20 protein-coding genes and 1 tRNA gene are annotated in these 20098 nt (G+C 63.8%); 10 read left to right on the top strand and 11 right to left on the bottom strand.

Going from position 1 to position 20098, the window contains the following annotated elements:
• Positions 1-2: 2 nt before the first annotated feature.
• Positions 3-323 (bottom strand): helix-turn-helix domain-containing protein, encoded by a 321-nt coding sequence (locus DCY11_RS05390; protein WP_159079827.1) that lies wholly within the window; start codon positions 321-323, stop codon positions 3-5.
• Between the two features lie 220 nt (positions 324-543).
• Positions 544-1533: a radical SAM protein gene (locus tag DCY11_RS05385; RefSeq protein WP_108681684.1), complete on the bottom strand. Its 990-nt coding sequence runs from the start codon at positions 1531-1533 to the stop codon at positions 544-546.
• Positions 1534-1685: 152 nt separating this feature from the next.
• On the opposite strand from DCY11_RS05385, the gene DCY11_RS05380 reads away from it, so the two are divergent.
• A tRNA-Gly gene (locus tag DCY11_RS05380) sits at positions 1686-1760 on the top strand.
• Positions 1761-1801: 41 nt separating this feature from the next.
• Here the strand turns inward: DCY11_RS05380 and DCY11_RS05375 are convergent.
• A complete protein-coding gene (locus DCY11_RS05375; RefSeq protein ID WP_108681682.1) occupies positions 1802-3697 on the bottom strand; it encodes a glycosyltransferase family 2 protein in 1896 nt (631 codons plus the stop codon).
• A gap of 207 nt (positions 3698-3904) precedes the next feature.
• Between DCY11_RS05375 and DCY11_RS05370 the strand changes: the two genes are divergently transcribed.
• Positions 3905-4774, top strand: coding sequence for a transporter substrate-binding domain-containing protein (locus DCY11_RS05370; RefSeq protein WP_069443074.1), 870 nt, complete (start codon positions 3905-3907; stop codon positions 4772-4774).
• Between the two features lie 9 nt (positions 4775-4783).
• Here DCY11_RS05370 and DCY11_RS05365 read toward each other — a convergent pair whose 3' ends face one another.
• The 3 genes from DCY11_RS05365 to DCY11_RS05355 all read right to left on the bottom strand — a co-directional run bounded on the left by DCY11_RS05365 (position 4784) and on the right by DCY11_RS05355 (position 7559).
• Positions 4784-5668, bottom strand: coding sequence for a sterol desaturase family protein (locus DCY11_RS05365; protein WP_108681680.1), 885 nt, complete (start codon positions 5666-5668; stop codon positions 4784-4786).
• Positions 5669-5816: 148 nt separating this feature from the next.
• Positions 5817-6446 (bottom strand): HdeD family acid-resistance protein, encoded by a 630-nt coding sequence (locus DCY11_RS05360; protein WP_108681678.1) that lies wholly within the window; start codon positions 6444-6446, stop codon positions 5817-5819.
• A 177-nt stretch (positions 6447-6623) separates the two neighbouring features.
• Positions 6624-7559, bottom strand: coding sequence for a LysR family transcriptional regulator (locus tag DCY11_RS05355; RefSeq protein WP_371515035.1), 936 nt, complete (start codon positions 7557-7559; stop codon positions 6624-6626).
• Positions 7560-7913: 354 nt separating this feature from the next.
• On the opposite strand from DCY11_RS05355, the gene DCY11_RS05350 reads away from it, so the two are divergent.
• Entirely contained in the window at positions 7914-9245 is a 1332-nt protein-coding gene (locus DCY11_RS05350) for a hypothetical protein (protein ID WP_159079826.1), read from the top strand.
• Between the two features lie 22 nt (positions 9246-9267).
• Here DCY11_RS05350 and DCY11_RS05345 read toward each other — a convergent pair whose 3' ends face one another.
• Positions 9268-9681 carry a tellurite resistance TerB family protein gene (locus DCY11_RS05345; RefSeq protein ID WP_108681674.1) on the bottom strand — a complete coding sequence of 138 codons (414 nt, stop codon included), beginning with the start codon at positions 9679-9681 and terminating at the stop codon, positions 9268-9270.
• Positions 9682-9882: 201 nt separating this feature from the next.
• On the opposite strand from DCY11_RS05345, the gene DCY11_RS05340 reads away from it, so the two are divergent.
• Complete coding sequence (locus tag DCY11_RS05340) at positions 9883-11538, top strand: lysine--tRNA ligase (RefSeq protein WP_108681672.1); 1656 nt, start codon at positions 9883-9885, stop codon at positions 11536-11538.
• Positions 11539-11776: 238 nt separating this feature from the next.
• Entirely contained in the window at positions 11777-12142 is a 366-nt protein-coding gene (locus DCY11_RS05335; protein WP_108681670.1) for a hypothetical protein, read from the top strand.
• 103 nt (positions 12143-12245) lie between these two features.
• On the opposite strand, the gene DCY11_RS05330 is transcribed toward DCY11_RS05335, so the two are convergent.
• Positions 12246-12863 carry a thermonuclease family protein gene (locus DCY11_RS05330; protein WP_108681668.1) on the bottom strand — a complete coding sequence of 206 codons (618 nt, stop codon included), beginning with the start codon at positions 12861-12863 and terminating at the stop codon, positions 12246-12248.
• A gap of 22 nt (positions 12864-12885) precedes the next feature.
• Complete coding sequence (locus DCY11_RS05325; protein ID WP_108681666.1) at positions 12886-13527, bottom strand: helix-turn-helix transcriptional regulator; 642 nt, start codon at positions 13525-13527, stop codon at positions 12886-12888.
• Between the two features lie 172 nt (positions 13528-13699).
• Here DCY11_RS05325 and DCY11_RS05320 point away from each other — a divergent pair, with 172 nt between their 5' ends.
• Genes DCY11_RS05320 through arsC form a run of 3 tightly spaced genes read left to right on the top strand, consistent with a single transcriptional unit; the run spans position 13700 to position 15492 of the window.
• Entirely contained in the window at positions 13700-14047 is a 348-nt protein-coding gene (locus DCY11_RS05320) for a DUF952 domain-containing protein (RefSeq protein ID WP_108681664.1), read from the top strand.
• A complete protein-coding gene (locus tag DCY11_RS05315) occupies positions 14044-15117 on the top strand; it encodes a quinone-dependent dihydroorotate dehydrogenase (RefSeq protein WP_108681662.1) in 1074 nt (357 codons plus the stop codon). Before DCY11_RS05320 ends, DCY11_RS05315 begins: the two co-directional genes overlap by 4 nt.
• A gap of 27 nt (positions 15118-15144) precedes the next feature.
• A complete protein-coding gene (gene arsC, locus DCY11_RS05310; RefSeq protein WP_108681660.1) occupies positions 15145-15492 on the top strand; it encodes an arsenate reductase (glutaredoxin) in 348 nt (115 codons plus the stop codon).
• Here arsC and DCY11_RS16130 read toward each other — a convergent pair.
• Entirely contained in the window at positions 15452-15886 is a 435-nt protein-coding gene (locus tag DCY11_RS16130) for a DUF6460 domain-containing protein (RefSeq protein ID WP_371515034.1), read from the bottom strand. The genes arsC and DCY11_RS16130 overlap by 41 nt on opposite strands.
• Before the next feature lie 65 nt (positions 15887-15951).
• On the opposite strand from DCY11_RS16130, the gene DCY11_RS05300 reads away from it, so the two are divergent.
• Both DCY11_RS05300 and pdeM read left to right on the top strand, forming a co-directional pair.
• Positions 15952-18555, top strand: coding sequence for a ligase-associated DNA damage response DEXH box helicase (locus DCY11_RS05300; RefSeq protein WP_108681658.1), 2604 nt, complete (start codon positions 15952-15954; stop codon positions 18553-18555).
• Positions 18536-19261 carry a ligase-associated DNA damage response endonuclease PdeM gene (gene pdeM / locus DCY11_RS05295; protein ID WP_159079825.1) on the top strand — a complete coding sequence of 242 codons (726 nt, stop codon included), beginning with the start codon at positions 18536-18538 and terminating at the stop codon, positions 19259-19261. The genes DCY11_RS05300 and pdeM overlap by 20 nt, the downstream gene beginning before the upstream one ends.
• 23 nt (positions 19262-19284) lie before the next feature.
• Here pdeM and DCY11_RS05290 read toward each other — a convergent pair whose 3' ends face one another.
• Positions 19285-20097 (bottom strand): TIGR02186 family protein, encoded by an 813-nt coding sequence (locus DCY11_RS05290; RefSeq protein ID WP_108681654.1) that lies wholly within the window; start codon positions 20095-20097, stop codon positions 19285-19287.
• Position 20098 lies beyond the last annotated feature (1 nt).

Genomic DNA, 20098 nt, shown 5'->3' with positions numbered 1-20098 from the left:
ATCTACTTCGCGCCGTTCTCTTCGGGCTGGCTGCCCGCGATGCCTTCGACGAGGTTCACGACCGAGCGGCGCAGCCCCGCGTCGTCGATATCGGCAAACGCGCGGACAAGGCGCAGAGCTTGCTGATCCCCGACGAACTTGATGGGCGATTCCGTCTCGTCTGTCTGCGGGCCGGCGCCGTCGAAGAAGGCGTGGATTGGCACATCGAGAGCGGTGGCGATCTGCATGAGCCGGCTTGCGCCCACGCGATTCGCGCCATTTTCGTACTTTTGAATCTGCTGGAAGGTCAGACCAAGCAGGTTGGCCAGATCGGTCTGCGACATCTTCCGTTCCAACCGCCAAAAACGGATGTTGTGTCCAACTACCACATCTGTCTGTTGCGGCGACTTCTTTCCCATATTCGCTCCTGTGATGCGCTGAGTGTCGACAACCAATTACAGTTGTTTCTCTCGGTTGCAATAGTCCTAAAGACGTAGCAGGCCTCTAATTTAGAGCCGTTATAGACTAGGGCGTAACACTCTGATGTTGCTTGATAGGCGGGGTCTATTCAAGGGGGGCTGCCGAGCAGGAAGCCCCACCCAGGACGCAGAACCGCGCGCAATGCGGGTGGCAGAGTTTAACCGTACCCTGATCAAATAGATCGCCGTCGGCCGTTGCTGCCTGCGCGAGCGTGGCCCCCATGCCAAAACGTGGAAGGTCCGTGAGCAGCGTGCAAGGGAGAACGACAGGGACCCGGTCGCCGCGCCGTTTCGCGACCATGCGGCTCGACGCGCACATCATTTTGGTTGGCGACAGATTCAGGATGTCCCAGCACCCCTCGGTGATCTCCGGCACATCTTCTTGCGCATCCATTTCCGGAAACAGCGCGAGCGCATCCGGCCGTTCGGCCGCGATGGGCCAGGAGCGGGTAGCGATCAGCGCGGCATATCCCGCCCTGGCGGCTTGCTCGGATTCGCCCCAACATGTGCGTCCGGCAAGCGTGATCGAGAAGCCCTCCGTCGCGAGCCAGTCGATCCCTTCCAGCGTCTTGTCGAACGTGCCGGCGCCGCGTTCTTCGTCGTGACGCGCGGCCGTGTAGTGATCGAGGCTAACGCGCAGTGTCAGCCGGTCCCCGTGGGCCTCCCGAAGTGCCAGCAAGCCGTCGCGCACGGGGCGCCGCATCATCGGCTGCATGGCGTTCGTTAGGACGAGTACGGATAAATGTCGATCGAGCGCGTCCTCGATCATGCCGATCATGTCCGGGTTCATGAAGGGCTCGCCGCCGGTGAACCCGATCTCTCCCACCGGCCAGCTGTCTTCAGCGATCTCGTCGAGGAAGGCGGCGGCCTCGGCCCGGCTGATATAGACGAAGGTGTCGTTGGTCGGGCTCGATTCGATGTAGCAGTTGCGGCAGGCGATGTTGCACAGCGTGCCCGTATTGATCCACAGCGTACGCAGTCGCGTCAGCGGGACCCGGGCGCGGCGGCTGCCGTCGGCCGTCAGGTCCGGGTCGGAGAACTTTTGTGTTGGTTTGACGAGGGTGGCGTCTGTCATCTGCGCGGCGGCTCAATCCCCAATGGATATGCGCGCATTAACCGATGCGGCTTAGGGAACCGCAAGCCCTTAGGTATTCACCCTTGCGTGAGGGCCGCTTGCTTTTCTGCCTTTCCAAGTCATTCTGCTCCGGCTACCCATGGTGGCCGCGGGCGGGTGTAGCTCAGTGGTAGAGCAGTAGCTTCCCAAGCTACGTGTCGCGGGTTCGATTCCCGCTACCCGCTCCAATCCTTCCCCACTTCCGTTTTCTTTCGCCGCAAGTCGTGCCTCACCGCGAGGCGCGCGTTTTCGCTCGACTTCCGTGTTCCGTCTTCTCCCATTTGAAAGGGGCGACGGCGAACTGCCACACGGCCCGGTATGCCGCGACCGAGATCAGGAGCCAGTAGAGCGGCATCAACGGGACCTGCCACAGGAGACCATGCAAGCCCCGATGGCGTAGGGCGAGTGCGCCAAGGCCCATGGCCGTCGCATAGCCGGCAACAAGACTGAAAAGCGAAACCGTCCAAAACGGAAGGCCAAGCCCGGTCTGTGGCAGGGCGAGCAACCCGCCACCCGCGAGTTCCAACGCCAGAAGACCGTAGAACCAGGGATGCACGAGTGCGGACAGGATGGTGCCGCCGATCATGATCTGAAAGGCAAGAAAGCCACGCGGGCCCAGTTCGCGGAAGAGCGTGCGCGGCGCGCGCATATGCACGAGCCAGGTCTGAATGAAGCCCTTGAGCCAGCGGGTGCGCTGCTTGATCCACCCGCCGAGCCGTACAGGTGCCTCTTCGTATGTCGTGGATCCGATCACGGTGCAGCGATAGCCGAAGCGGGACAAGCGCGCGCCGAGATCGGCGTCTTCCGTCACGTTATACGGGTCCCAGGCCTGGAGCCATTTGAGGGCCTCGACGCGGAAGTGATTGGAGGTCCCGCCCAGCGGGATGGGCAGATCCATCGTGTCGAGCAGGGGCAAGAGCCCGTCGAACAGGGCCGAGTACTCGATCGTGAACTGGCGCGTCAGCCAGTTTGCCTCCGGATTGTATATGTTGAGGCGCGCCTGCACCGTCGCGAGATTGGGCGGGCCCGCGCGGAACGCCTGATAGGCGCGCCGGAGCTGGTCGGGTTCCGGCCGGTCCTCCGCATCGTAGACGACGAGATAGTCTCCGCGCGCCAAGGGCAGCGCGAAATTCAGTGCCTTCGGTTTGGTGCGCGGGCCCCTGTCAGGCACGACCACGAGTTCGACATTGGCGGGCAAGCGCAGCCCATGTGCGGCCGCGACCGTCTCGGTGTCCGCGGCTTCGAGGATCAGCTTGATGTCGAGCTTTGCCGCGGGCCAATCGAGCCGCGACAGCGCGTGCAGGAGCGGCCGCAGCATGTGCGCCTCGCGATAGAGCGGTGCGAGGATCGTGTAGGTCGGCAACTCCCGGTCCGCATCTCGCGCCGCATACTCGGGAGCTTCATTGGGGCCTGCGCGGGTGAGCGCGAAAGCGGCGAGCAGCCGGAACACGATCACAGGCACGAACACCAATGCGAGACCGATGGACACGGCATAGGCCGTCGCGATCGGCGCGGTCAGTCCCGCCGCCATGAGGGCGAGACAGCCCAGGACGAGCGCCCAAACCTGCCAAGCGCTGGCGGGATGGTGCGCGCTCAAGTTTGGCCGGCGCGATTTCAGAGCAGAGATGGCGCCCTGCGCTAGGCTCGAGCCGAAGCACTCTGCAAGCGCGCGGCGGAGTTCGCGCGGGGGCACCAGCGCGACGGGGAGCGGAGCGAGACGGGCAAGGAGCGCCCGCATGGCGAAAGGGCGCAAGCACGTAAATCCGAGGAGCAGACGCCGCGCCGGACCTGTTTCCTGCAGGATGCCGGTGGTCAAACATTGGCGCAGCTTCGCCTTGCCCGGCGCACCGGCACCCCCTTCGGGAATGCGGCGCACGAAGGCGACGCCGGCCGAGGATGCGAGCGCGGCCATGTAGGCCTCTTCTGTAATGTGGCCGGCGGCGATCAGCACCTCGTGGGGTGGAACGCCCCACTGCTCGGCAAGGCGGCAGGCATGGGCGAGGGCCGCGGGGTGAAGCTGCGCCCGAGCCAGGAAGCTGTATTCGACCGACGCCGACAGCGGCGCAACAGCCGGAGCGGACGCCTCCGGCGGATCGACCGCCGGGGTCTCGTAGACAAGCGACACGGGTATTTCCCCCACAACGCACTCGTTGGTATTTTTCCGTATTTTCGCTGTGAGGCAACGATTGAATACAGGTACAGCAACGTATTGCGCTAATTTACACTTATAGATTGTGCCTTGGCGTTCTGCAGCCGAAGGCGTCCGCCGCTCTGGCGATGGCCATCAAGGCGCGCTAAGACGGAGACGACGAAAGACGCGTGGTGATCTTCAATGATGCGATTTCTTGCGGGGCCGATCGGGGCCGTCCTAGTGGCTCTCGCGACGGTGGGCGCTGTGGCGTTCACCGCCCACGCGCAGTCCCCCGAGACCGAGACCAAGCCGATCGTGCCGGACGCGTGGCAGGGCGATGCCTATCGGCCGAAGCCCGATTTGGCGGGGCTGAAGAAGATCCGCTTCATCACTGATTCCGACTACCCGCCGTTTCACTATTACGACGAGGTCGGCGCATTGACCGGCTTCAACATCGATCTTGCGCAGGCGATCTGCAACGTCCTTGCGGTCGAGTGTGAGATCACCGCGACGAACTGGAGCAGTCTGATGCCGGCGATCGAGACCGGCGAAGCGGATGCGGCGATCGCTTCGATCCGCATCACGGCGGAGGCTCTGAAATCGGCCGACTTCACCTTGCGCTACTACGCGACGCCCGCGCGGTTCGCGGCGCGGAAGGACAGCGAGATCACCGACATCGGTCCCGAGACCATCGAGGGCCTCAAGATCGGCGTGGCCAAGGACAGCGGACACGAGGCCTATCTGAAGACCTTCTTCCCAGGCGCGGCGGTTGCCGCGTTCGAGTCGAGTGAAGCGGCTCAGAAAGCGCTCAAGGAGGGAGCCATCGATCTCGTGTTCGCCGACGGGATCACGCTTGCCTTTTGGTTCAACGGTGTCGAGAGCGAGAACTGTTGCGAGTTTCGCGGCGGGCCGTATCTGGACTCGCGTTTCTTCGGTGAGGGCGTCGGCATCGCCGTCAAGAAAGGCAACCGCACGCTGGTTCAGGCTTTGAACTATGCGCTCGAGCAGGTCCATGCGCGCGGCACCTACGAAGAGCTGTTCCTGCGCTACTTCCCGATGAACTTCTTCTAGCCACTCGTTCTAGCGGCTTGTATCGGAAGCCCCGGCCGCGTCATCGGCCGGGCCCTTAGGCGCGCTGTTCTCCTCGGATGGGTAGCCCACAAAGGGAAGCCACAGGCTCCAGCCGAGCCGCGTAGGCGAGGGTGTCTGGTATGGGGTGAGCCCGATGCGCATACCCAGATGGCCGTCCTTCGGCTGGGCGACATAGGTGCGGAACAGCCGGTCCCAGATCGACAAGTTGAAACCGTAATTGGAATCGTGTTCGGACCTGTACACCGAGTGATGGACCCGATGCATGTCCGGCGTGACGACCACGAGACGCAGGAGCCGGTCGAGCGGCCGGGGCACGTTCATGTTGGCGTGGTTGAACATCGCGCAGCCATTCAGAATGACCTCGAACAGAAAGACCGCCAGCGGGGAGGCGCCGAGCCCGATCACCACAAGCATCTTCCACAGCATCGACAGCCCGATCTCGATGGGGTGGAAGCGGATCGCCGTCGTCACGTCGATGTCGCGGTCCGCGTGGTGGACCTGATGGAGGCGCCACAGGATGGGGATCTTGTGTGAGGCCAGGTGCTGGGCCCAGATCGCGAGATCCAGCACCAGGAGCGCGAGGACGATCTTGAGCCAGTCGGGCCAGTCCACGGCATTCAAAAGCCCCAGTCCTTTTTGCTGCGCATAGAGCGCGGCGGCAATTGCCGTGAGTGGGACGGCGAGCGCCGCCATCAGCCGCAGCAACACGCTGGCGGTGACGCTGATGCCGAGATTGGTGAACCACCGGCGCCCTTTCGAGGCGACGAGCTTGCGGCGCGGCAACAAGAATTCGATCGCAGCGAACAAGATGAAGAGCCCGGCGAAAACACCGAACCGCACCAGCGTATCGTTGAAGTGAAACAGCCCTTGCATGGCCGGGAGTGTGCCGCGCTTCGCCGCTCAAACCAATGGCGCTGCGATCAAAACGCCGCGAGGGACCTTGTAGAGAGCGCGCGCAAAAAAGGGGGCGGCGCGTGATGCACCGCCCCATGAGCTTCGATGCCAAGCAGGTAAGGACCGGCTAGGCCTTGGTCGCGGCGTCCGCTGCCGGCGGGGCCTTGCCGACGCTCTCGTCTTTCTTGCCCTTGAGCTTGAAGCCAAGGATCAGCAGCAGGATGCCGAAGGCGACGGCGTAGGCGCCGATCCACCACGTCAGCACCACCGCGCCGAGAACCGGAGCGATGAACAGCAGAATGCCGAATATGACGGAGGAGATGCCGGCCAGCGCAAGCCACCAGCGGCCATGGTCCAGTTTCAGGCTGAAGGCCGCGTAGACCAGGAGCGCACCGGAAATCACGGCCCAGATGCCAACGATGAGCACGAAAACGACGGCAGCCATGCCCGGCCACGTGAAGGCGATGACACCGGCGGCGATGTCGACGATGCCTTCGAGGATCAACAGGCCCCAGCGTTTGCCGTTCCGTGCGGCCTTGACGCCCGAGATGATGGCGAGAACGCCGTCGACGAGCATGTAGGCCGAGAAGAACAGGACCGCGGCGAGAATCGCGGCCGGTGTGAAGAAGAAACAGATCAGGCCGAATATGATGGCGATCACGCCGCGCAACAGCACGACCCACCATTGATCGGCAAGAACTTCGCTGAGAGCCTCTTGGTGCTCCGTGAGTTCCTTCGCGTCTTTCGTTTCCGCCATTGTTGCCCCCTTCGGCATTGGATCGAGTTCAGATTGGTGCGCCGGTTCGCATGTCCATGGTCCGCACGCTCTTGGTCCGCTTGTCGGTAGCATGTCCGTTGGTGCCGCGCGGCTGGATCATGCGGCGAGAATATAACGCGCTTGTTGCGGCTTGGGGAGTTGCAGTGAAGTGTGTCGTCAAAGTTCGAGACTGTCTTCCGAAACCAGCGAGGCGATGGTCTGCCGCAGCCAGGTATGGCTCAGGTCACGATTGAAACTGCCGTGCCAAAGCAGCGAGATGGTGAAACGCGGCAGGTCGATGGGGACGGGGCTTGTCGCGAGTGAAAAGGCGTCGGCGAAGTAGTGCGCGAGCCGCGACGGCATGGTGATCAGGATCGGCGCGCGGCGCACCACGAACGGCACGGCAAGGAAGCCAGGCGTCGTCATGACGACTCTGCGGCGGAGCTTCTGCTTGGCGAGCGCCTCATCGACGACGCCCCGCGTATCATCTGCAAGACTGGTGAGTATGTGCGGGAAACGTAAGTAGTCTTCCAGCGACAACGGCGCCGATACGCCGAGCTGCTCCGGGCTGAATAAGCACAGAAAGTCGTCGGTGTAGAGTTGCCGGCGAAAGTGGTGGACGTGCCCCTGTTCGAACACTCCGATGCCAAGGTCCAACTGGCCGGTGTCGAGTTCCTCGACCACGTCGATGCGGTTGGCGGGCCGCAGCCGGATGGAAACGCCCGGCGCGAGCGACAGGATCCGCTCGATGACGGCCGGCATGATCGCGACTTCGATCGAGTCCGCGATACCGATCCGGAACACGCGCTCCGCCGTTGCCGGATTGAACGTGCCGCTTTCCAGGACGGCGGACTGGACCGTCCGGAGTGCGTTGCGGACCGGTTCGGCAAGCGCCAGCGCCCGCGGGGTCGGCCGCATGCCGTCCGCGCTGCGGGTCAGGAGTTCATCGTCGAAGAGGCGGCGGAGCCGGGCGAGATTGTGACTCATGGCCGATTGGCCGAGGCCGATCCGGCTCGCCGCCCGCGTCACGCTCCGTTCGGACAGGAGCGCGTCGAATGCGACGAGAAGATTGAGGTCCAATCGGCTGAGATTAGTGTGATCGATATCCATCATCGATCCTATCAATTGGATTAATTCTACGAGAAGACGCATGCTGGTCGCAACAGGATCATCTAAAGAGCCTGATCACGCGCAGGCTTTTGAGATGTCCTCGCGCGAACGAGATTGCTCCCTAGCGGCGTGAAGTGCGAGGCCCCGGCCGTCCTTCTGCTGAGCCAGCGGTGAGGGCGGCCGGACTTTCAGGCGCCTGAGAGCGGTAACCTTTTGTTATGGTTAACGCGCGGGCCTTCAAATCGCCACGAACCGCTTGAAAATACACACTTTCCGGATCGGGGAACGCCGTTGGGGGCGTTAACCATAGACTTCGGTTCGTCAGCACTCTGGGGCGTGGGGGAGGAAGCTGATGAGATGCGTACCGCTTGTGTCATCGCGCTTGGCGCCTTGAGCCTGTTCGGCGTTGCCCAGTCCAATGCAGGGCATGCGGCCGACGCGGTCGCGCCCGCGTCGAACAGCAGTGCGTTCTCCAAATCGCCTGCACCTCAACCCTCGCGCCTCGCCCCACCGCAACAGCAGCGCCCGACGGTGCACACTCCGGCCGCGCAGCCCACAAGCACGCCGCAGCCCAACGCAACCGAGTCAGACGCAACCGAGACAAGTACGGCCGAACCGGCAGCCCCCGAAGTAACGGCACGCGGCGCCGATGCCGACATCCCCTACCAAGGGGCGCCCGACACGTTCTCCGCCCGGCCGTCGCTTCAGCTGCAAGGTTCGGCGACGCCAGGGTACGACGCGCCGTCTAATCCACCGGCGGGCCCGCCGGAATTCGCTTCCGCCGAGCGCCTGCTCGATTGGGTCTCGAACTATCGGGACAAGCCGGAATATTGGAAGGTCCCCGCCGCTGTCCATGCCATGCGCGATCATCGCCTCTTCACGGACGAGGAGCAGCGCTGGTTCTGCATCGGGTTCATCGCCGGCGTGCTCGGCACAAATCCCAAGGACGGGCCCGGTCTGATCCCTCAGATGTTCCCCATGCCGCCGAAGGAGCAGGAGGTCATCATCCGCGCGATCGCCTACTCGGGGCGGCCAGACTGGCAGGATCTTCTCGTGAAGAACGCGGACCGCATGCCGCTGCGCAAGCCGTTGATCGATGATCTTCTGAACGAACGGCGCCCGACGCTGCAGGCAATGGAACTCGACACGGGCGGAACGACCGCAGTCTACGCTCTTTGGGGCTACTATGTCGCCTCGGGGCAGTACGAGCCGGTCATGCGCATCATGCAGGCGCTGCAATGGTCGAAGGGCGCCCAGAAGTCCGGCTTCTTCGAAAAACTGGCCTCAGGCTGGGGCAAGGACGCCAACAATGTAGAGAAGGTCACGACGGGCGGAACCGCGAAGTGGACGCTTGCCTCCTATGCGGAGCGTGACCGCGACTTGATCGACCTTTACCGCGCCGAGCTCGTCAATCAGCCTGAAGAGATCGCCGGCCCTCTGAAAGACGTCATCGAGGCGGCGTCCTTGTTCGAGGCCGAGAAAATCCGAAAAGAGCAGTACGGGGCCATCGAGGACGCGGAGCGCCAGCAGCTCACCGCCGATGCGGGCATGTCGAAGGGATGGACCGCGGGCTCGATCGCCATCGCGACGGGCTGCATGGCCGCGACCGCTCTGGGCCAGGCGCAGATCGCCGTGCCGTGCGTCATCGGTGGCGCGCTCTACTCCGGCGCAGGCAAGCTCGCCCGCTAACTGTCGCGAAGTCGCAGGTGTCTTAGAGGACCTTGTTGCGGGCCCGGATGCCGCGTTCGATCGCCGTCTTCGTCAGCATGTCGATCTCGAGCGCGTCTGCCAGCATCTCCAGGAATCTCGTCTCTTCAGGCCGCACATCGAGATCCGCCGCGGCCACTTCCAGCGCGATCGCATACGCCGTCTCACGCAGGCGCATGGGCAGGTTGCTTCGGATCAGTTCGAGAACAAGATCGAGACCGGACTCGCTGCCGAGGAGTTCGCCGCAAGCTTGAGAGGCATCGACCAGGCCGTCGGCGTCGTAGTCCGCGAAGATCGGCAAATACGAAACGATCTCCCCGATGCGGGCAAGCTCCGCGCCGGACATGGTTCGGTCGACCGCCGAGGTCGTGACCATCGTGTAGATCAGTGCTTCGTGATGGTCCAAGGACTTCGTCATCGGCTTTCAACCCTCTCTGGCCGTGGATCTCCAAACGGGCGCGACGGTATGAAATTGAAGCGGGCCGGGCAAGCGCCCGTGTGAGAAGAAAGTTTGCGAAACACTGGCGCGGCAGGGGAATTTGTGAAATTTACTGGCTCTTGAGGGCGCCTTTCGTCTTTGGCGCCGATGACCGCTTCTTCAGCACACCTAATTTCAGTCATGCCCGAGACCACGAGCGCTGGCCGCGACGCGGCCCCAATTGAGATCAACTCCGAACTCCTGGCCCATGCCCATGTGAGCAAGGCCTGGCCGTTCGAAGAGGCACGCAAGGTCCTGAGCCGGCTGAAGCGGATCCCACAGCCGACGGGCTCGATTATTTTCGAGACGGGCTACGGGCCCTCGGGGTTGCCGCATATCGGCACGTTCGGCGAGGTTGCGCGCACGACGATGGTTCGGCATGCGTTTCGGGTCCTGACCGAGGACAAGATCCCCACGCGGCTGATCTGCTTTTCCGACGACATGGATGGCCTGCGCAAGGTGCCGGACAACATCCCCAACAAGGAGATGGTCGCCGCGCATCTGGAAAAGCCGCTGACCCAGGTCCCGGACCCGTTCAACGAGTATCCGAGCTTCGGCCAGCACAACAATGCGCGGCTGCGGAACTTTCTGGATACGTTCGGCTTCTCATACGAGTTCCTCTCGGCGACCCAGTGCTACACGTCGGGCCGGTTCGACGCGACCTTGCTCAGGGTGCTCGAGCACTACGAGGAAATCCGCGATGTGATCCTGCCGACGCTGGGTCCCGAACGGCGCGCCACCTACAGCCCGTTCCTGCCGATCTCTCCGGCGACGGGCAAAGTGCTGCAGGTGCCGATCATCGACCGGGATCTCGCCGCCGGTTCCATTCTCTACAAGGACCCCGACACAGGGAAGCTGACGCAGGTCTCCGTGACCGGCGGCCATTGCAAGCTGCAATGGAAGGCGGACTGGGCCATGCGTTGGGCCGCGCTCGGCGTCGACTACGAGATGGCGGGCAAGGACCTGATCGACTCGGTGCGCCTGTCGGGACGGATTTGCCGCATCCTCGGCCGCCAGCAGCCGGAAGGCTTCAACTACGAACTCTTCCTCGACGAGAACGGGGAGAAGATCTCGAAGTCTCGCGGCAATGGTCTGACCATCGAGGAATGGCTCTCCTACGCCTCGCCCGAGAGCCTGGCGCTCTACATGTATCAGAGCCCGAAAAAGGCGAAGCGGCTCTACTTCGATGTGATCCCGCGCGCCGTCGACGAATATGCCGGGCATCTCGCGGCCTTCCCCAAGGAGGATCAGGCGGCGAAGCTGACGAATCCCGTCTGGCACATTCACGAGGGCTCGCCGCCCGAGGCCGATCTGCCGATCAGCTTCGCGCTCCTGCTCAATCTCGCCTCTGCCTCGAACTCCGAGGACCGGTCGGTGCTATGGGGCTTCATCCAGCGCTATGCGCCGAAAGCGACCCCTGAGACCGAGCCGCTGCTGGATGAACTCGTGGGCTACGCGATCCGTTATTTCCATGACTTCGTGAAGCCGTCGAAGCAGTACCGCGCGCCGACCGATCAGGAGCGCGCAGCGCTCGCCGATCTCGACAAGCGGCTCGTCGCGTTGCCGGACGATGTGCTGGCCGAGGAAATTCAGAACGAGGTCTATGCGGTGGGCAAGGAGCACGGATTTGAGCCGCTGCGGGACTGGTTCCAGGCGCTCTACCAGGTGTTGCTGGGCCAGTCGCAAGGACCGCGCTTCGGGTCCTTCGTACAGCTCTACGGGATCGACAACACGCGCTCCCTGATGGCACGAGCCCTTTCCGGCGAGCTTGCCGCCGCACAAGTTGCAAATAACTGATGTGCGCTGCAAAAGTAATACTAAATACCGCGTCCATCCCAAGATAAAATTTGGAGAAAACGTGGCGCAGGCGGTGTAAGTCCTTCAAGTCCGGCGGCTTTATTTGCCGCCAAATCGTCACATAATATTTCGGAACAGTGCCTGCCTATTGCGTGTTCTTCACGTAACGGGGCCCGCGAAAGCGTGTTTTTCGCTGGTCTTGTTTTAAGTGACTAAGAAAACGCAAAGGAGGAATGTGATGAAACTCACGACCCTTACGACTGCGATCCTGATGTCGACGGCAGGCGTTGCGCTTGCCGGTGGTGGCGCTCCGGTGCCCGAGGGCGCCATGAAGGACGACCCGTCGGGCCGCCCTGGCAAGATCCTGAGCGAAGCCGAGTGCAATAAGGCCTGGCAGATGGCGGGTCCTGACGGCGATACGCTGTCGAAGGACAAGGCCACGCCGTTCGTTCTGAACTTCCAGATGGTCGACTCGTCCAATGACGCGGAGATCTCGGCCGAAGAGTGGCAGCAGGGCTGTGCCAAGGGCTGGGTGAGCGCGGATGCGTCCGCGGCCACTGACACCGGCAACACGCCGCCCCAGCCTGAGTCCAAGAAGATGTAGTCTGACGACCGCAGTCGTCTAAGACGCCCAAGGTGCGCGGACACCTAAGGAGCGCGGCCCCGGTTTTCCGGGGCCGCGTTTCTTGTGTTGGGTCTTGCGGACGCTAGCGCCATATCCCGGCCCGCCGTTCGCGGGCGGCCTCCGCGGCCTCCTTGAAGGCCGCTTGCGCCGGCTGCTTCGGCTTCGCCCAGCCTTGGGCGACCATCCAGAACGACAGGTCGTTGCCGCCGACCGAGCAGCGCGCCACGAGCGACTTGTGATCGCCCTTTACCGGCACGTGGCACATCACGGCGCGGCCGCGGATCAGTCTTGTAAGTGCCGAGCGTGCCGCGCGCCCGCACGGCCACGCCTGACCGCGCGAATCTTTGCATTGGCCGGTGAGCCCCGCGACCTCGATCTCGGCGAGAGTGATGGTCGTGTCGCCGGCCCTAAGGGAGCCGCCATCCTGCACCACGACGCGGTAGAAGCGCTTCGGGTGCAGGACGGCCTTGGGCTTAGGCTGTTCGCGCGCGCCTTCATCCGGTGACGCGGCGTCTTGAGGCGCGGCCGCCTCCTTGGACAGCGGCTTGGTGAAAAGCTGGTCCTGTCCGGTGTTGGTTTGGTTTGTATCGGGCTGCGGCGGCGCGATGGGGACCACGTCGTCGTACTTGCCGAACGGCCAGAAGAACCAAACGGCGCCGAGAACGGCCAAAGCGAGAATGATGCGTGAAACGCGGAACATGGAAATGGCTTTCGTGCGGCGTCTATTGGCTCGCCCAGATGATGCGTGCGATCCATTCGACCCGGTCGAGCGGGAAAACGAAATTAGGATGGTCGGGGTTCATGGACGCGAGCTCGATTGTCTTGGCGGTCCGGCGGACAAGGAGTTTGGCCATGACCTCGCCGTCCGTCGTGCGGATGACGACACGGTCGCCGTTGCGGGTCGGCGCGTTGGGCGAAACGATCAGGATGTCGCCCTGCCGGTAGAGCGGCTCCATGCTTTCGCCGGTGACCTCCAGCGCGTAGGCGTTTTCGTCCTCGACCCGCGGAAAGGGCACCTGCTCCCAGGCGCCGCCGACGGGATAGCCGCCATCGTCGAAAAACCCTCCCGCGCCGGCCTGGGTCATGCCGATCAGCGGTATCGGCAGATTCCGATTGGGCTGTCCGGGCTCCGACGAGGCGAGCACGGTGAAATCCTCGAGCGTCGCGCCCGTCGCCTCCAGGACCTTGGCAATGCTTTCGGTGGTGGGCCAGCGCGGCCGCCCGTCGCCCGTCGCCCGCTTCGACTTGTTGAAGGCCGTCGGGTCCAAGCCCGACCGCTTGGCGAGCCCCGAGACGGAAAGTCCGTAGCGGTGCGCCAGGGCGTCTATGGCAGACCAGATTCGGTCGTGTGTGAGCCTTCTCAAGGAAACGGCTCCGGTCCTACGAAAGCGACAAGGAAATAATACCTATTCCCCTCTTTATGACGCAACTGCGCCCGGCGGTCCACCATGCCCGAATTGAAGAGGTCAGCCCGGTTCACCCGCCACGTGTGAACCTTGTTGGTGCGCACCAGGGCCGCTAGTGTGGCACCGCACCATGGCCGAACCCATCTACAAAATTCTCGCCGACGCCGCCTACGACGCCGCCAAGAGCGAAGGGCACTTCCTCGGGACGTCCGACGATCTGCGTGACGGGTTCATTCATTTCTCAGCTGGTCATCAGGTGGCCGAGACGCTGGCCAAGCACTATGCGGGGCAGGAAGATCTCGTGCTGCTCGCCGTCGATCCGGATCGGTTGGGCGAGGCGCTGAAGTGGGAGGAATCCCGTGGCGGCGACCTCTTTCCGCACCTCTATGCGCCGCTCGACCTCAAAGCGATCGTCGCGGAGGCGCCGCTCGCTCTCGACGACGACAATCGTCACGTCCTGCCCGAGGGTGTCGCGTGAACCCGCTGTTCGGCCTCGGCCAGGCCCTCATGCTCGCGCTCGACCCGGAGCGCGCCCACACGCTGACGATCAAGAGCTTGGAGATGGGGGTCTATCCCCGCTGCATCACGCCGGACGATGCGCGGCTGCGCCAGACCCTCTGCGGGCTGGAGTTCCCCAATCCCATCGGCATCGCGCCGGGCTTCGACAAGAACGCACGCGTCGTGACGGCGCTGTTCAACATGGGCTTCGGCTTCGTCGAGGTCGGAACGCTCACCCCGCGCCCGCAAGGTGGAAATCCGTGTCCGCGCGTGTTCCGCTCGGTGGAGGACCACGCCGTGGTGAACCGGCTCGGCTTCAACAACGAGGGGCAGGCGACCGCATTGGAGCGTCTGCAGCATGGCGTCCCCGGGATCATCGGCGTCAATTTGGGCGCGAACCGCGACAGCGAAGACAGGATCGCCGACTACGCGGAAGGCGTGGCGCGGATGGCACCGGTCGCCTCGTATCTCACGGTGAACATCTCCTCGCCCAATACGCCGGGCTTGCGGGATCTGCAGGCGCCGAAGGAACTCGCGACGCTTCTGACCAAGGTCGAACAAGCGCGCGCGGCGCTGCCCGGCCACAAGCCGCCCTTGTTCGTGAAGCTCGCCCCGGACCTTGCGGACGCGGACCTGCCGGAGATCGTCGGGATCATCCAGGGCAGCGGTGCCGACGGCATTATCGTCTCCAACACCACGCTCGCGCGCGATGGCCTCACGGACGAGACGTTGACGGCGGAGCAGGGCGGTCTGTCGGGGCGGCCTCTGTTCGACCGTTCCACGCGCATGCTGGCGCGGGTCTACAAGCTCACGGCCGGCACCATGCCGCTGATCGGCGTGGGAGGCATCGACTCCGCCGAAACGGCCCTCGCCAAGATCGAGGCCGGCGCATCGCTCATTCAGATGTATACGGGGCTGATCTTCGAAGGGCCGGATCTGATCGGCCGCATCAAGCGCCGCCTGGTGCAGGCGGTCTCGGACGCCCAAGCCAACACGCTGTCGCCCCTCATCGGGCGGCGTGCGGAAGAATGGGCGCAAAAGACGCTCTAGGAGCAAGACTCTTCGGGAGAAAACGGAATGACCGTCACGATCTACCACAACCCGCGCTGTTCGAAGTCGCGCCAGACCTTGGCCTTGATCGAGGAGCGGGGCGTTGAGCCGGTCATCGTGGAGTATCTGAAGACCCCGCCGAGCGCAGCCGAACTCAAGGCAATCCTGAAGAAGCTCGGGCTCAAGCCGCAAGACATCGTGCGGACGAAGGAAGTGCGCTATGCCGAACTCGGCTTGAAGGAGCGCAGCGTCACGGACGACGAACTGCTCGCGCTCCTGGCCGACAATCCAATTCTGATCGAGCGGCCGATCGTGGTCGCCGGCAACAAGGCGGCTATTGGCCGGCCGCCGGAGAAGGTTTTGGCGATTCTTTAGCCGACCCCGCCACATGCGGCTCCCGTTCCGGTGGCACCAATTCGTCGGACGAGGCATCGCCGCCGCCGAACACTTTGAACACTCGCATCAGGAACCAGATCGGGAAGACGATCACGGCGCCGAGCAGGAAGTAGCGGAAGCCCTTCTCGACCGCGGCAAAGCCCATGTCGTACAGGCGCTGAATGAGGTCGCGCACGGTCTGGACAAGGTCGTAGGGGCTGAAACCCAACGCCGCCAGGACGACGCCGACGATCAGCGATATGATCGCGAGTCGGGCGAGGACGAGGCCCGGATTGCCGCCAAAAAACCGTTCCATAAACACGCGTAGCCTCCGCATCGTGGGCGTTGCTTCAGGTCTGTAGCGAAAGGTGGGGGGCAAAAGCCCGAAGATCAAGGCGAGAGCCCGCCGGGGCCTCCTAGGCGAAGAGACGGGCAACCGAGGGATTCACGTCAGTGAGTGTGCGAACGAGCAGACGGACATCGGAGGACGTAGCGCGCTCCTCGCCCGCGCTGCTGCCGAAACCGTTCGCGGATTGGTTCGTCTCGCGAGGCTGGCACCCGCGTGACCATCAGCTCGACTTGCTGGAAACGGTCCAGCGCGGCTCCGATGCGCTCCTGATTGCGCCCACCGGCGGCGGTAAAACGCTCGCGGGCTTTCTGCCCGGATTGATCGATCTTGCCGGCCGGCCGCTCACCAAACAGAGCCACGGCGTGCACACGCTCTATGTCTCGCCGCTCAAGGCGCTCGCGACCGACATTGCCCGCAATCTCGCAACGCCCATCGCCGAGATGGAGCTGCCTATCCAGATCGAGACCCGCACCGGCGACACGCCGCAGTCCCGCCGCGCGCGTCAGCGCGTCCTGCCGCCGGATATTCTGCTGACGACGCCCGAGCAGATCGCGCTGATGCTCTCCCACAAGAGCGCGGCGCAGATCTTCGGCAACCTCAAATATCTCGTGCTCGACGAGTTGCATGCCTTGAGCGCCAGCAAACGCGGCGATCTTCTGGCGCTCGACCTGGCGCGGCTTCGCTCGCTATCGCCGGACTTGCGGGCAATCGGCCTATCGGCCACCGTTGCCCGTCCCTACGAGCTCTCCGCCTATCTCGTGCCCCAGCAGGACGGCGGGGCGCCCGCCACCCATTTCGCCGAGATCGTCACGGCCGAGGGCGGGGTTCAGGCGGACATCACGATCCTCAAATCCGAGGCGGACCTGCCCTGGGCCGGTCATTCCGCGCGCTATGCGCTGCCGGAAATCTACGAGGCCATCAAGGCACACAAGATGTCCCTCATGTTCGTCAACACGCGCTCCCAGGCGGAGATGCTGTTCAACGAGCTGTGGCGTTGCAACGACGACAATTTGCCGATCGCGCTTCATCACGGCTCGCTCGACGTGGGCCAGCGGCGCAAAGTCGAGGCGGCCATGGTGGCGGGCAAGCTCCGCGCGGTCGTATGCACCTCGACGCTCGATCTCGGCATCGACTGGGGCGATGTCGACCTTGTCGTCAATGTCGGCGCGCCGAAGGGCTCGAGCCGTCTGGCCCAGCGCATCGGCCGCGCCAATCATCGCCTCGACGAACCGAGCAAGGCGCTGCTGGTGCCGGCGAACCGCTTCGAGGTCATGGAGTGCCAAGCCGCGCTCGAAGCGGCGGGGGAGGGTCAGCAGGACACACCGCCCACGCGCCCCGGTGCGCTCGACGTGCTGGCGCAGCACATTCTCGGCACGGCCTGCGCGGAACCTTTTGACTCCGACTTGCTTTTTAAAGAGGTCACAAGCGCGGCGCCGTATCGCGATCTCTCTCGCGAAAGCTTCGACCAAGTCGTCTCTTTTGTGGCTACGGGAGGCTACGCGCTCGCGAATTACGACCGCTACGCCAAACTGAAACGCACCAAAGAGGGCGCCTACCGCGTGGCTCATCCGCGTATCGCGCAGCAATACCGTCTGAACGTGGGCACCATCGTCGAAGCGCCTATGCTGCGTGTGCGGCTGGCGCGGCTCAAGGGTGGCGCGCTCAAGCCGACAGGTGCGCTCGCAGGGGGACGTATCCTGGGCGAGGTCGAGGAGCACTTCATCGAACAACTCGCTCCGGGCGATACTTTCGTGTTCGCAGGCGAGGTGCTGCGCTTCCAGGGCCTGCGCGAGATGGATGCCATCGTGACCCGGGCGCATGCGACCGACGCCAAGGTGCCCGCCTATGAAGGGGGGAAGTTCCCGCTCTCCACCTATCTCGCCGAGCGCGTGCGCCTCATGCTGGCGGACCGCCGCCACTGGGCCAAACTGCCGGAGCAGGTGTCCTATTGGCTGAAACTGCAGTCGGCCTTCTCGATCGTTCCTAACGCGCAGGAAATGCTGATCGAGACCTTCCCGCGCGGGCAGCGCTACTATCTCGTCTGCTATCCCTTCGAGGGCCGGCTGGCGCACCAGACGCTCGGCATGCTTCTCACGCGCCGCCTGGAACGGGCGGGCGCGGCGCCGCTCGGGTTCGTCGCCAACGAATATGCGCTCGCCGTCTGGGGCCTCAACGATATGAGCGCGATGATCCGCAACGGGCGCCTCAATCTGCGAGAGCTGTTCGACGAAGACATGCTCGGCGATGATCTCGATGCATGGCTCGCCGAGTCCAACCTGATGAAGCGTTCCTTCAAGGTCTGCGCCATCATCTCCGGCCTCATCGAGCGCCGGCATCCGGGTCAGGAAAAGTCCGGACGCCAGATGACCGCCTCGTCGGATCTCATCTACGACGTGCTGCGTCAGCACGAGCCCGACCATGTGCTGCTGAAGGCGGCCTTCGCCGACGCCGCAACGGGGCTGATCGATTTGCGCCGGCTGGGCGAATTCTTGAAGCGTATCGGCGGACGAATCAGGCATAGTGAGGTGAGTCGCGTATCGCCGCTTGCTGTTCCTGTCATGCTCGAGATCGGGCGAGAAAGCGTTCCTGGCGATGCGGGCGACACCCTGTTGCGTGAGACCGCCGAAGAACTCGTTGCCGAAGCCCTTGGAGAGGAAGCTTCGAGCGGCGGGACGCAGAGCCCTGGGGGGGAGCATGCTGCACGCCAGACTTGATCTCATGCCAGAGACCGCACCGACATTGCGCTCGCATCTCACCATCGGAAAACATTCGTTCCGGCCGCTCGTGGCGGGCGCCCTTTACTGGCCGGAGCAGGATGCGCTGCTCGTCGCCGATCTTCACTTGGAGAAGGGTGCTGCCTTGGCCGCCCGCGGCATGCTGCTGCCGCCTTATGATACGCGGGCGACCCTGTCGCGGCTCGGCAAGCTCATCGAGGCGCTCGACCCACAGCGCGTCGTTGCGCTTGGCGACAGCTTCCACCGCAGCGAATGCGCGGACAGGCTCGTTGACGACGATTTCGCGATGCTGCGGTCGCTCCAGAAGGGCCGCGACTGGTTCTGGATTTGCGGCAATCACGATCCGCATCTGCCCGAGAGCGTTGGCGGGACGGTCTGCGGGTCGCTGACCATCGAAGGCGTCGTGTTGCGCCACGAGCCGTCGGAGGAGGCGACGGGGCCGGAGATCGTCGGCCACTTGCATCCTATCGCGCGTATTTCCAGGCGCGGCACAGTCGTCCGCCGCCGTTGTTTCGCGAGTGACGGCAGCCGCCTCGTCATGCCGGCGTTCGGCGCCTACACGGGCGGCCTCAACGTCATGAACGAGGCCTTCAAGCCGCTCTTTTTCTGGCACCAGCTCGAAGCCTGGATGATGGGGCGGCACGCGGTCTATCCGGTTCTCGGCAGCCTGCTCCTTCCCGACTAGACGCCCTCGGTGCTGGACACCTCTTAGTCTTTGCGGAAGGCGAACCAGCCCATGAGGCCCGCAAGCACCGCGATGGCGATGCCGAGAATGCCGTAGAGAAACGGCTGGTGAAGGGCGAGATTGTAGATCGTCGCCTCCATTCCGGCCTTGTTGACCTCCAGCGATCCCTTCGTCTTGCTCGCGAGGGTTCCGTCCCGAAAGAGATACACTTCCACTCGGTAGCGGCCCGTCGGGACGTTTGCCGGCAGGGCCACCGTCGCGCGAAAGAGGCTGCGGCCAATAAACACCACACCGGAATCATCTTCCGTATACAGATTCCTCTCTTCCATCAGCCGGATCAGGGCAGATTCGAAGCTCTGTTCCTGCGGGCTGCCGGCGGTCTCTCGTCCGAAATTGAGCTCCGACAGGCCGATGTCTAGCTCCTTCAGAGTCTCGTTCGACGCGATGGCGCGGACCGGACGCGACGACAGGACCGCGTAGAAGCTCGGCGCATCCGGATAGGTCGCGCTCGGACCGTTCACCCAAATTCCGCCCACGCGTTTCTTCCGCCGGATCGTGATGGGATCCGTGGGGCCACGCACCAGGGCGATCACGTCGTACTTCCCCTGGGTCGGCATGCGGGCGTCGCTGAAATCGATGCTGCCGAAGATCAAAATCTCGACGCCGCTGAAATTCGACTGGATCGCGACCTCGCGCGTTGAAATATCCGCCACGACCCTTTCGTGGCTCGTTCCGGGTTTGAGCACCGGTGCAGGCGGCACAACATCCTGGCCGAGCGCGGGGCCGGCGCCAAACGCCAGCGTCAGAAGCGGGGGGATGAGCAGGGTCGTGCGCATC

Source organism: Methyloceanibacter sp. wino2 (genome assembly GCF_003071365.1).
Taxonomy (GTDB): Bacteria; Pseudomonadota; Alphaproteobacteria; order Rhizobiales; family Methyloligellaceae; genus Methyloceanibacter.
Note: the sequence above shows the minus strand (reverse complement) of the source record. Positions and strands in the feature narration are given on the sequence as shown.